Source organism: Pseudomonas grandcourensis, from assembly GCF_039909015.1.
Lineage (GTDB): Bacteria > Pseudomonadota > Gammaproteobacteria > Pseudomonadales > Pseudomonadaceae > Aquipseudomonas > Aquipseudomonas grandcourensis.
Genome location: NZ_CP150919.1, coordinates 4334413 through 4346757, shown reverse-complemented (window position 1 = coordinate 4346757; position 12345 = coordinate 4334413). Strand labels below are relative to the sequence as shown.

At 56.3% G+C, this 12345-nt stretch carries 11 protein-coding genes; 8 read left to right on the top strand and 3 right to left on the bottom strand.

Annotation, left to right across the window (positions count from 1 at the left end):
• Window positions 1-2: 2 nt before the first annotated feature.
• On the top strand, window positions 3-272 hold the full coding sequence (locus AABM52_RS19375) for a LysR family transcriptional regulator (protein WP_330219618.1): 270 nt from the start codon (window positions 3-5) through the stop codon (window positions 270-272).
• A complete protein-coding gene (locus AABM52_RS19370; protein WP_156385738.1) occupies window positions 233-535 on the top strand; it encodes a YHS domain-containing protein in 303 nt (100 codons plus the stop codon). Before AABM52_RS19375 ends, AABM52_RS19370 begins: the two co-directional genes overlap by 40 nt.
• 332 nt (window positions 536-867) lie before the next feature.
• On the opposite strand, the gene AABM52_RS19365 is transcribed toward AABM52_RS19370, so the two are convergent.
• Window positions 868-2265 carry a site-specific integrase gene (locus tag AABM52_RS19365; protein ID WP_218497886.1) on the bottom strand — a complete coding sequence of 466 codons (1398 nt, stop codon included), beginning with the start codon at window positions 2263-2265 and terminating at the stop codon, window positions 868-870.
• A gap of 331 nt (window positions 2266-2596) precedes the next feature.
• Here AABM52_RS19365 and AABM52_RS19360 point away from each other — a divergent pair, with 331 nt between their 5' ends.
• Window positions 2597-2776, top strand: coding sequence for a hypothetical protein (locus AABM52_RS19360; RefSeq protein WP_223509289.1), 180 nt, complete (start codon window positions 2597-2599; stop codon window positions 2774-2776).
• Window positions 2777-2881: 105 nt separating this feature from the next.
• Here AABM52_RS19360 and AABM52_RS19355 read toward each other — a convergent pair whose 3' ends face one another.
• A complete protein-coding gene (locus AABM52_RS19355; protein WP_347907523.1) occupies window positions 2882-3631 on the bottom strand; it encodes an NAD(P)-binding domain-containing protein in 750 nt (249 codons plus the stop codon).
• Between the two features lie 101 nt (window positions 3632-3732).
• Here AABM52_RS19355 and AABM52_RS19350 point away from each other — a divergent pair, with 101 nt between their 5' ends.
• The 3 genes from AABM52_RS19350 (at window position 3733) to AABM52_RS19340 (ending at window position 6366) form a co-directional block, all read left to right on the top strand.
• Complete coding sequence (locus AABM52_RS19350; protein WP_347907522.1) at window positions 3733-4140, top strand: helix-turn-helix domain-containing protein; 408 nt, start codon at window positions 3733-3735, stop codon at window positions 4138-4140.
• A 136-nt stretch (window positions 4141-4276) separates the two neighbouring features.
• Window positions 4277-4897 carry a TetR/AcrR family transcriptional regulator gene (locus tag AABM52_RS19345; RefSeq protein WP_347907521.1) on the top strand — a complete coding sequence of 207 codons (621 nt, stop codon included), beginning with the start codon at window positions 4277-4279 and terminating at the stop codon, window positions 4895-4897.
• Between the two features lie 197 nt (window positions 4898-5094).
• A complete protein-coding gene (locus AABM52_RS19340) occupies window positions 5095-6366 on the top strand; it encodes an outer membrane protein transport protein (RefSeq protein WP_347912658.1) in 1272 nt (423 codons plus the stop codon).
• A gap of 80 nt (window positions 6367-6446) precedes the next feature.
• Here AABM52_RS19340 and AABM52_RS19335 read toward each other — a convergent pair whose 3' ends face one another.
• On the bottom strand, window positions 6447-7907 hold the full coding sequence (locus AABM52_RS19335) for an efflux transporter outer membrane subunit (protein WP_347907520.1): 1461 nt from the start codon (window positions 7905-7907) through the stop codon (window positions 6447-6449).
• Between the two features lie 217 nt (window positions 7908-8124).
• Here AABM52_RS19335 and AABM52_RS19330 point away from each other — a divergent pair, with 217 nt between their 5' ends.
• Window positions 8125-9234: an efflux RND transporter periplasmic adaptor subunit gene (locus AABM52_RS19330; protein WP_347907519.1), complete on the top strand. Its 1110-nt coding sequence runs from the start codon at window positions 8125-8127 to the stop codon at window positions 9232-9234.
• Window positions 9231-12344, top strand: coding sequence for an efflux RND transporter permease subunit (locus tag AABM52_RS19325; RefSeq protein WP_347907518.1), 3114 nt, complete (start codon window positions 9231-9233; stop codon window positions 12342-12344). The genes AABM52_RS19330 and AABM52_RS19325 overlap by 4 nt, the downstream gene beginning before the upstream one ends.
• Window position 12345 lies beyond the last annotated feature (1 nt).

Sequence of the window (12345 nt, the reverse complement as noted above, 5' to 3'; positions counted from 1 at the left end):
GGATGGACATGATGCAGCACCTGGATCATTTGACTTTGCACCTGTTCATTCGGATTTTCGAAGAGAGCACCATTGCACGCGCCAAAGAGCGGGCATTCATCGCGCCATCGGCCGTCAGTAAACGGGGTTCCGACATCGAGACACGATTCAGTGCGCCGCTGCTCAAACGCAGTAAGTGCGAGGTTGAACCCTCAAGAACTTCGGCCTGGCCAAACTCTGTCAGTGCTGCTAGTTGCCAACGGTATTTACTGAGCCGGATGACCCCGCTTTAATATGCCATCGGGAGGAGGAATACAAAGGTGATAAGTATCACTTTTGCTCTGATCAATTCATGGGTATCTTCGATAACGAGCCGGAGAAACATATCCAGGCTTTTCTGCCGCCTTTTATCATCACCAAGCTCACCGAATACGTGCTCAAACTGTATACATCGGTTGACTACTTCGAGCGGCATCCACCGATCCGTCATCGCGACGACCTTCGTCATTACTGTTTCGTCAGCCATATCGAGGATCTCCTGATAGCAAGGAGTTGATGCGCCTGAATTACATACGTGAATCACGACATATTGCACTACGCAGTACCAGCATCCTTACCCAGCAGCAGGCCACAGCCACAGAAGCGGGCATTGCGATATTGCCGTCTTTTTCGGCCGACTCGGATCCACGATTTCGTTGCGTGCTTGGCGAGCAAATCGAGTTCTCTCGCACCTTCTAGCTTCTGATGGCATAGGAACTGAAGGACATAACGCGGATGAAGGCGACCTGGAGTTTCCTGTGGGAGAAGGCAGCTCTGAATCAGCGACTGCTGATGGGGGTGTTGCCGCTGATCTAAAACTAACCCAGTAAAGGCTGGATCAGTTTTCAATCAGCGCCGATGGCTTGGGCAAGCGAAGATCGTCTCGAGATGCTGCCCCAGTATGTTCCATGCCTCATTTTTCTCCTTGGCATAGTCATAGTGCAGATAATGCCGGCGGACTTTTGAGCCACCCAGCAAGTGGTTCTGGCAGCGGTCGATGATGTCCAGCGGTACACCCAGTTCCTGCATCATGGTCGCTCCCGTACGACGCAAGTCATGCGGTGTCCATTCCCGGCTGTTTCCTTGGCTTAGCACTAGCGAGTCATCATGATGGCGACCGGATAGCGGGTTTTTACGGTTCTTGAAAGAGCACTGCCGGTCGCCGATCAGCTTGCTTACGGTCTTCGTATCGACGTGGTTGCTTTCATCTTTGCTAGGAAAGCAAAAAGGGGTGTGCCCGGATTTTTCTTTCAGGCGCTTGAACTGCTTCACAGCGAATGATGACAGGAAAACATGATGATCCTGCCGTTTGCCTTTGTGTCCTTTGGTGGCGTTGGCCGGGATGAGCCATGTGCCTTTTTCCAGATCGACATGGCGCCACTCGGACTTGAGCAGTTCGCCAATGCGGCAGAGCGTACTGAGGCAGATCCAGACGGCGCATTGCACGCGTGGATTCACCGGTCGGATGCCTGAATATTTCTGGCCGGCGGGTAGGGCGTCGTAGTCGCGCTCCAGGCGGGCGAAGATATCGCGCAGTTCGCGGATTTCGTCGATGGAAAGGAGGCGGTCGCGTTGTTCTTGGTAGTCGTGATCGAGCAGTTTGTTGACGTCTATCAAGTCGGCCGGATTTCCATCGACCATTAGGGCGCGCCACGGCTTGCGTTTCTCGGCCCAGCGTAGCATCTGGCCGATGTCCTTACTACGAATCACAACGGCGCGGTTCAGGCCGCGGGCTTTGACCGAGCGCAGGACGGTGAGCAGATCTTTCTCGGTGAGGTTACGCAGCGGCTTATTGCCAATGATTGGTAACACATCTTTGGTAAAGCTGCGGCGCAGTTCGGTGTTGCCGTCCTGGCGGGACACGCCGTCGCGCATCCACTCCTCGAAAAGATCAGTGACTGTCTTGTTCTCGGCGGACTCGCGTTCGGCGTTGGCAATGGTGGCGATGATGGCTGCTTGGGCCTCGATCCTGGCGGCCTTGCGGGCGATGCTGGGGTCTACGCCTTTAGTGACGCTCACTCTCATTTCGTCACGCTCGGCACGGATCTGCGCCAGCGATTTTTTGGGCCAACTGCCCAGTCGGTGATCGCGTTTGATTCCGTGCAGTTTGAACTCGTAGCGAAACAGTACAGTAACGCCGCGTACACCCGCGCGTACTTTGGCTGTCAGGCCACCGTCTTCGCGCAACGTCCTACCGTCATCCGCGGAGGTGAGCACCTCCAGTTGCTTCGCCGTTAGTTTTGCCACTGTCTACCCCATGCCTGATTCCACTGCTTTGGAATTTTGCCCCACTTTTGCCCCACCGAATCGCCCGGCTACCGGTGGATGTATATGGATCGTGATAGACGTCAATATAGGCTGAATACCTTGCATTTACTAGGTTTAGGCTTTCCGCTAGGAGCTACTAGCATCCATGGAATTACACGCAGTAAGCGCATGGGGTGCTAGGGGTAGAGTGTTCGAATCACTCCGTCCCGACCATATAATTCAAGGGGTTGCGAGATTTTATCTCGCGACCCCTTTTTATTATTTGGCGTTTTTACCCCCACAAAACCACTGGCTCTGGGTGGAATCTTCGATGGATATCAAGGACGCAATTTGCGCGTTTTCGGTTCTTTTTTATGATCGGCTGCTGCGGTATCGGGGCGATCCGCGCGGATACGTAACAGACCACCTCTGGCCGAGAGCCGCCGGTATTAAAGGCAGCTATCACCTCAAAGCGGATACCTATGGGCAGGCGGCAATATCGGCGAGCTAAGTCGGCACTCAGCACAGAAGCACTATCAGATACTGTCTTCCAATAAGTCAGTAGCGTGCCAAGCTCTGGCAAGCGTGGCTTCTGGTTAGATCGGTGACGACGAATTCAGCTTGCCGTGTTGAAGCTCCGATTAAATTCAACTACGTCATGATGAGAGGGATTTTTGGCGAACAGGGCAGGGAGTTGCGTATTGAACGCTTCGCGCTTCTGTGCTGCGGCTCCCTTGACTGCGGCATTCAGCGCCGGACGCATCTCATCAGCGGTGTAATCGCAGCAGTACGCTGGCGTACAGGGTTGTTGACGCCATGAATCCTCCAGGCTGTCACTGTCGACTGGCTCGAATCCAACGTCATCGACAAGTTGCATCACGAGACGCTTATGACTTTCATCGTCCCCCGCAACGGCTACGCCCAGGCGGCCTTCGGCGTCTTTTGGCTTACCAAGATTCTCCAGCGAATAAGCAAGAATATTGTTGAAGGCCTTGATTACCGGTCGGCCAAGCTGCTCGCTGACCCAGACGCTCTCGGTTTGACCATTTTCCAAAGCGGCGATGCGCTCGTCTCTCAGGCCCGGGTAGTAATTACTCGTGTCGACCACTGGAACCGAGGATGGCAATGCGGCCAAAAGGTTCTTGGGAAGCGCCGCCATGGCCGGTTGGGGAATGGAAATAATTACAGCATCGGCGCTGTCGAAGACATCTTTCAAGTCACAAGGAACGGCACCTGCTTCCTTGGCAAAGGCGCTCACCGCCTCTTTTCCCCGAGAGTTGGCCACACTGACTTCGTGGCCAGCAGTGACAAGCTTTCGGGTAAGGGTTCCGCCGATAGATCCAATACCAACGATCGCAATTTTCATAGTGCCTCCAGGGATTCAAAGTCCAGATACGTTAGTATCAGCACTGCAATATCCGCAAGAACCTACGTTTTAGTCTGTAACCCACCAAAAGGTAAGTATCAATGGAGCGCGAGTGGGAATGTGGGAACCCTTTACGACGGCAGGCCTGGTCAGCCGCTATAAACGCTACGCTTCGCGTTTTGGAGGGCAAATGGAAAATTGTGATCATCAATGAGCTGATGGCCGCTAAAGGCCGGCCGCTTCGGTTCTCCGAACTGGAAAAGCTCATTCCCGATGTCACGCAGAAGATGCTCATTCAGCAGTTGAAAGGGCTTCAGCAGGATGACATCGTTCAACGCACCGTATACCCAGAGGTGCCGCCGCGGGTGGAGTACGCGCTGACGGTGCTGGGTCATGCACTGGGCCCGGCTATGACTGCCCTGATAGACTGGGCTGAGCTTCGTCACCAGCACGAGGAGAAGGGGATGGAACCGTCTAGCGTTAGCGACAATGAACTTTTGGAACGCTAATCCGCCATGTGCGATTACTCAAAACGTCAGCCCGTTTCAAATCTGATCAACTGTGGTTTCCAAACGTTCGATTTGTGACTATATATATCACTGGTCACAATTTTTAAGTCCTCGAAAGGGTGAGTAAGCTATTTCCATGAATCAGCCATCAATATCTTCGCCCAGCTCACGTGGCCCAGTTGATCACGACATTCGCGATCAGATTGTCGCGGCGGCAAACGAACACTTCAGTCAATACGGCTATGGCAAAACCACGGTTTCCGACCTGGCCAAGGCCATCGGGTTTTCAAAGGCCTACATCTACAAATTTTTTGATTCCAAGCAGGCGATCGGTGAAGCAATCTGCGCAAATTGTCTGGCAGAAATCGTCGCGGCTGTGGAGCAGGCTATCAATGTAGAAGACCTGTCGCCGACGGAGCGCTTTCGACGTCTGGTCAAAGCAGTGATCGCCACAGGTGTGAATCTGTTCTTTAACGACCGAAAACTCTATGACATTGCAGCGTTCGCGGCGTCGGAAAGCTGGCCCAGTACGCAGGCTTATGACGCACAGATCAAACGCTTCGTGTTGCAAATCGTGCGAGAGGGGCGAGAGATTGGCGAATTTGAACGCAAGACTCCGCTGGACGAGACAGTAGAAGCGATACATCTCGCGCTGCGACCATTCGTCAACCCTTTGCTGCTGCAGTACAACCTCGATTTCGTCGAGGAAGCGCCCATGCTCACTTCCAACCTCATCTTGCGTAGCCTCATGCCTTGACCTTCGGCTAAAGGTTTACGGCATACCCGGGTAAGCGACAGATCACCAAAACGGCTCTCACTTTGCCCTTCTTCCATCCGTCGAAGGGCATTTTATTTATCTGCGTAGTGACTATTGACTGAATTGGTCATATGAACAAATATGGTGATGCGTCGCTTCTACTGTTTCATCTCAGTGATACCCATAGAGTTCAAACAATGAAAAAAATAGTGCTCAAGACCCCATTTGGCCTTGCTGTCGTGCTCGCATCCTCAAACGTTTTTGCAAGCGGCTTCGCTCTTAATGAACAGAGCATCAGTGGGATGGGATCGGGGTTTGCCGGTCGTTCCTCTTCTGCTGAAGATGCGAGTACGGTATTCGGTAATCCCGCGGGAATGTCTCGCTTGAAAAGAGAGCAGGTCAGCGTGGGGGCTGCGACCCTGTTTGCCAAGTCCGACATAAGCCAGACCCGCAGTACATTCGGCGGCCAGGAAGATGGCGACATGGTGCCAACCACCACCGTGCCTATGGGTTACTACGTCAAACCTATCGATGAGCATTGGGCGTTCGGTGTAGGTTTTTATGTACCTTTTGGTCTGATGACTGACTATGGCAGCGGTTTCGCCGGGCGTTATTACGCTAACAAAAGCGAGGTCACGACCCTTACGTTCCAGCCCACTATCAGCTATGCCTTCAACGACAGAGTTTCGATCGGGTTCGGTCCGACCATCAACCGAATCAGCGGTGAGCTGTCCGGTATGGTGCCCAATCCACTTAGCCCTGGTCGCAATGACGGAAAACTCAAAAGCACGGGTGACGACACGGCCCTCGGTTTCAACGCCGGTATCCTGGTGCAGGCTACAGACCGAACCCGTTTGGGCATGACCTACCATTCCAAGGTCAGTTATAAATTGGATGCCAAGACAAAGGTCACTGACGGCATCTTTAGCGTGTTGGGGGTCAGCGGCCAGAGTTATGACGCTTCGCTGGATGTGGATACCCCAGAGTCAGTGGATTTCTCGGTGACTCATCAGCTCAATAACGACTGGACCGTCTACTTGGGGAGCACCTGGACTCGCTGGAGTCGCTTCAAAGAGTTAACCATCGAGAACACGGGTTTACCCCCTGCGTTGAGCGGCGCGCTGGGCACCATTACCGAAGAGCAGAATTGGCACGATACGTGGGCTCACGCTATCGGTGCGGCGTATCAACTGAACAACCAATGGGTACTTCGCGCAGGTTTTTCGGTTGATCAGTCGCCCACCAACAACACAAACCGGGGGCCACGCATTCCTACAGGCGACCGGAAGGTTGTCAGCTTCGGTGCTGGCTGGACTCCGGCGGACAACGTCACGATCGATGTTGCTTATTCCTACCTGTGGGAGGAGAGCGTGCAGGTCAACCAGACCTCGCCGACCAGAGGTGCATACGGTGCCAAATACAAGAACAGTGCGAGCGGGCTCGGTGCTTCCGTCAGTTACCGCTTCTAGTTGAATGCCGTTACACGATGAGTGTCCGGTCGGGAGCACGCGTTACCTCCCGACCTTTAAGAGCACGTCACCTTATCAGCTCATCGTGTCGCAACAGCCTGGGCTTCAGGAGGTTGCCAGCCACCACCTAGCGACTTGAATGCCGCAACCGCCGCTCGTGCCGATTCCGTTCGTGCTTGCGCTCGGGCATCAGAAGCCTGCAGCATCGTCTCGTCAGCGTGCAGGACATCGATCAGGCTGGCCGTGCCTTTCTCATAGGCAATGAACGACGATTGGCGCGCCTGTGTCAGAGACGCCTCTCCGGCGGTGAGGATGGTTGCTTGAGCTTCCCGATTCACCAGTGAGGACAACGCGTTCTCGACATCCTCGGTGGCGCGCAGCACGGACTGACGGTAAGCGGCCAGGGTTTCGGCTTCCTGTCCCTTGGCCTGGTCGATTTCGGCGTTTATGCGACCGAAGTCGAAGAGTCTCCAGCGCAGTCCCAATACGCCCGCCGACTGGCTGGCGCCGCCGGTAAAAAGGTTGCCTGCGGATACAGCCGTGGCACTGCCCAGCAATGCGCTAAGGGAGAATTTCGGGTAGTACTCGGCAATCGCTTCCCCGATGCGTGCGTTTGAAGCCGCAAGACGGCGCTCAGCCACAATGAGATCTGGCCGGCGGCGCAGCAAATCGGCCGGCGTTCCCATCGCCTTTATCTGCGGCGCTACAGGAATGCTCCCCGCACTTGCCAGTTGCGTGCGGTGAGTGCCTGGTGGCGTGCCGAGCATTACATCCAGCGCATTCATGGCAGCATCCAGACCGCTCTGCAGGACCGGCACTGTCGCTTGGACCTGCGATAGCTCCCCCTCGGTCTGGCGAACCTGATAATTGGCGGCGAGCCCCTTGCTGTAGAGCAATTGGACTTTCTCTAACAAATCCTGCTGCGTCTTGACTTGCCTATTCGCAATGTCCAGCCGGGTTTGCAGTCCGCGGATAGTGATGTAGATGTCAGCGGTCTGCGCGGCGATGGCCAATCGTGTGGCAGCGACGCCCGCCTGGGAAGCCTGGTACTCGGCCAAAGCAGCCTCGCGTCCGCGGCGCAATCCGCCAAAGACATCTACCTCCCAGCTGGCATCGAGGTTGGCCTCGTAGGAGCTTGCGTACCGATCATAGCCAGGCGTTGAGTTCAACACCTGGCCAAGCGGCGTCTCGATTGACTGGTAGGAGCGCGCGGCCTGTCCGCTGAGGTTCCCTGAGGGGAGTAGAGCGGCATTTGCAGCACCTAGTCCGGCCCGCGCCTGCGTGACTCGCGCCGACGCTTGCGCCAGGTCCAGATTCTGCTCAAGCGCCTTGGAGATGAAGTCGGTCAGCACTGGATCACCAAAGCCTTCCCACCAGGCTACAAGGCTGGTCGGTGTCGCTCCACGCCGCTGTTCGACAGAAGGCTGACCCAAGTAACGATCCGAAAGCGGAGCGTCTGGACGATGGTAGTCCGGACCGACCGCGCAGCCTGCCATTAAGCCGGCGCTGACCAAAAGAGTAATTGGACGGAGGGGAGGCATTGAGATTCCTTCAATAGAGGGTGTTTGTGACCATATTACGTAATGGTCACATTCTGTCAATTGACGTAATTTGAGCTTTGCTCGCCTATTTTCAATGTTATGTGCGGTTTCTATTGTCGCAGGGAGAAGCTGGACGCTTCATGGGTCGTGACCATTGACACATATGGTCACTAGGCTGAGAATATGGCGCTCGTCCTATTTTTAAGTAAGGGAACCTATGCGCCGGCTTCGACCTTTCCCCATTGCCGCTTGCTTGTTGCCTCTCGTCCTGACGGCGTGTGGCGACTCATCCACCGTTGAGGATCCGCGTACGCTTGCCCCACTGGTGAGGGTCTCTGCGGTTCAGGCTTCGTCCGACGTCTCGCGTTCCTTCACAGGTGTAGTGGCTGCCCGCGTCCAGGGCGACCTGGGTTTTCGGGTATCAGGCAAGGTGCTTGAGCGTCTGGTCGACACCGGTCAAACCGTTAAACGTGGTCAGCCACTTATGCGCCTCGATCCCATCGACCTGGGGTTGCAGGCGCGTGCACAGCAAGAGTCGGTCATAGCCGCTCGGGCCCGAGCCAAGCAGACAGCGGATGACGAGGCTCGATATCGCAACCTGGTCGCCGCAGGCGCTATTTCTGCATCGGCCTACGACCAGATCAAAGCCGCAGCGGATACCGCAAAGGCGCAGCTTAGCGCCGCTGAAGCGCAGGCTGATGTAGCCCGCAATGCTTCTGGTTATGCGGTGCTGTTTGCCGATTCCGACGGCGTTGTGGTGGAGACGCTCGCCGAGCCCGGACAAGTTGTCAGCCCGGGACAGCCCGTGGTTCGACTGGCGCGGGCCGGCCAGCGCGAAGCGATCGTGCACCTGCCCGAGACGTTGCGTCCCGCAGCAGGATCCACCGCGCAGGCGACGCTTTATGGCAATACCACGGGTGCTGTTACAGCGAAGCTGAGATTGCTTTCTGACTCGGCCGACCGTATGACGCGCACCTTTGAGGCGCGGTATGTGCTTGAGGGCGCGCTGGCCAATGCACCGATAGGTTCGACCGTCACGCTTCGGATCGCTGAAGGCACCGCGCAAGGGCAAGCGATGCAAGTGCCGATCGCAGCCGTTTATGACCCAGGCAAAGGCACTGGCGTATGGGTCATCGTCGGTAATCCTGCGAAGGTGGCCTGGCGACCTGTTCAAGTCTTGGGTCTGAGCGACGACTCAGCCCGAGTCGCGGGCGATCTCAAGGTCGGTGAGCAGATCGTAGCGTTAGGCGCACATCTGTTGCGAGAGGGTGAAGAAGTGAGATCGCCTCAACAGGATGACGCCAAAGTTGCCGGAGGTCGTCCATGAGCGAGGGTCGCTTCAATCTTTCCGCGATCGCCGTTCGTGAGCGCTCCATCACGGTGTTTCTGATCTTCCTGATTGCCGTTGCGGGCATCTTGTCGTTCTTTCAACTGGGGCGCGCGGAAGATCCTCCGTTTACGGTCAAGCAGTTAACGGTCATTACCGCTTGGCCGGGCGCCACGGCGCAGGAGATGCAGGATCAGGTAGCAGAGCCACTTGAAAAACGCCTGCAAGAACTGAAATGGTACGACCGCACGGAAACCTACACCCGTCCTGGCCTGGCCTTCACGATGGTGTCACTGCTCGATAGCACGCCGCCTTCACAAGTGCAGGAGGAGTTCTATCAGGCGCGTAAAAAGCTCGACGATGAGGCCCGGAAGCTGCCAGCGGGAGTCATCGGGCCAATGGTTAACGACGAATTTTCGGACGTGACATTTGCGCTTTTCGCCCTGAAAGCCAAAGGCGAGCCGCAGCGACTGTTGGTGCGTGATGCTGAATCTTTGCGCCAGCGCCTGTTGCACGTGCCGGGCGTGAAGAAGGTCAACATCATTGGGGAACAGCCCGAGCGTATCTTTGTTTCCTTTTCCCATGATCGACTGGCCACCTTGGGCGTATCCCCCCAGGATATCTTCGCCGCTCTGAACAGCCAGAACGTGCTCACGCCCGCCGGTTCGATCGAAACCGACGGGCCGCAGGTCTTCCTCCGGGTAGACGGCGCCTTCGATAAGTTGGAGAAAATTCGTGATACGCCCCTTGCGATTCAGGGGCGCACGCTCAAACTCTCTGACGTGGCGACGATCGAGCGTGGTTATGAAGATCCCGCAACCTTTCTTGTGCGCAATAACGGTGAAGAGGCTTTGTTGCTTGGGATCGTGATGCGTGAGGGCTGGAACGGTCTCGACCTGGGCAAGGCGTTGGACGCCGAGACGACCAAGATAAATGAAGGCATGCCTTTGGGCATGACGCTCTCCAAGGTCACCGATCAATCTGTAAATATCAGTTCGGCCGTCGGCGAGTTCATGGTCAAATTTTTCGTCGCGCTGCTTGTGGTGATGCTTGTCTGCTTTCTCAGCATGGGCTGGCGTGTAGGCGTTGTGGTCGCTGCGGCTGTGCCGTTGACGTTGGCCGTGGTGTTTGTGGTGATGGCGGCCACTGGAAAGAACTTTGACCGCATCACCCTTGGCTCGTTGATTCTGGCGCTTGGACTGCTGGTGGACGACGCCATCATTGCTATCGAAATGATGGTGGTGAAAATGGAAGAGGGCTACGACCGCATCAAAGCTTCCGCGTACGCCTGGAGTCATACGGCCGCGCCGATGCTTTCCGGTACGCTAGTGACGGCTATCGGCTTTATGCCCAACGGCTTCGCGCAATCGACCGCCGGCGAGTACACCAGCAACATGTTCTGGATCGTGGGCATTGCCCTGATTGCCTCCTGGGTGGTCGCGGTAGCTTTTACCCCGTACCTGGGGGTGAAGATGTTGCCGAACATCAAGAAGGTCGAGGGTGGTCACGCGGCCATCTACAACACCCCTAACTACAACCGCTTCCGCCAGGTTTTGACGCGGGTCATCGCTCGCAAATGGCTGGTGGCCGGTACTGTCATCGCTTCGTTTGTGGTGGCGATCCTCGGCATGAGCCTGGTCAAGAAGCAGTTCTTCCCGACCTCGGACCGTCCAGAGGTATTGATTGAAGTGCAAATGCCTTATGGCACCTCCATTGAGCAGACCAGCGCCACCACCGCCAAGATAGAGGCCTGGCTGCAAAAGCAGGGTGAGGCAAAAATCGTCACCGCTTATATCGGGCAAGGCGCGCCGCGCTTCTATCTGGCGATGGCGCCGGAACTCCCCGATCCGTCTTTCGCGAAGATTGTGGTGCTGACGGACAGCCAAGAGGAGCGCGAGGCCCTCAAGTTCCGTATCCGCGAGGCGGCTGCTGAGGGACTTGCCCCCGAAGCGCGTGTCAGGGTGACTCAGCTTGTGTTTGGTCCGTATTCGCCATTCCCTGTTGCCTACCGGGTAATGGGGCCTGATCCGTCAACGTTGCGCGAGATTGCGGGCCAGGTACAGGACGTGTTGCAGTCGAGCTCGATGATGAGAACTGTCAACATCGATTGGGGGCCTCTGACGCCGACGCTGCATTTCGCTCTGGATCAGGATCGCTTGGAGGCGGTTGGGTTGACATCAAGTTCAGTCGCGCAACAACTGCAGTTCCTGCTGGCGGGCGTACCGATCACCGCGGTTCGTGAGGACATTCGTTCGGTGCAGGTGGTGGGTCGCGCAGCGGGTGATATTCGGCTCGATCCCGCCAAGATAGAAGGCTTTACGTTGGTAGGTACGGCGGGTCAGCGGATTCCGTTGTCCCAGGTGGGAGCGGTCGATGTGCGTATGGAAGATCCGATCCTCCGGCGTCGTGACCGCACACCGACCATCACCGTGCGCGGTGACATTGCCGAAGGTCTGCAGCCACCGGACGTCTCGAGCGTGATCATGAAGGAGTTGCAGCCCGTCATCGACAAGCTGCCTGGCGGGTACCGGATTGAGCAGGCGGGTGCAATCGAGGAGTCGGGCAAGGCCGGCAAAGCGATGTTGCCGCTGTTCCCGATCATGATTGCCATGACGCTGCTGGTCATCATTCTGCAGGTTCGTTCTATCTCGGCGATGATCATGGTGTTCCTCACCTCGCCACTGGGGTTGATTGGTGTGGTGCCGACACTGCTTATTTTCCAGCAGCCGTTTGGTATCAACGCTCTGGTCGGTCTAATCGCTCTTTCGGGCATTCTGATGCGCAATACGCTGATTCTGATTGGGCAAATCCATCACAACGCACAAGAAGGACTGGACCCATTTCACGCAGTGGTCGAAGCCACGGTACAACGCGCCCGCCCAGTACTGCTGACAGCGCTGGCAGCAATCCTGGCGTTCATTCCGCTGACACACTCCGTCTTCTGGGGGACGCTGGCTTACACGCTGATCGGAGGCACGTTCGTCGGAACCATCATGACGCTGGTGTTCCTGCCAGCGATGTACTCCATCTGGTTCAAGATCCGTCCTGTCAAAAAAGCGTCAACTGAAGCGGCGAAAAGCCTACGTCATGGTCGCGCCGGTGCGGCGTAGG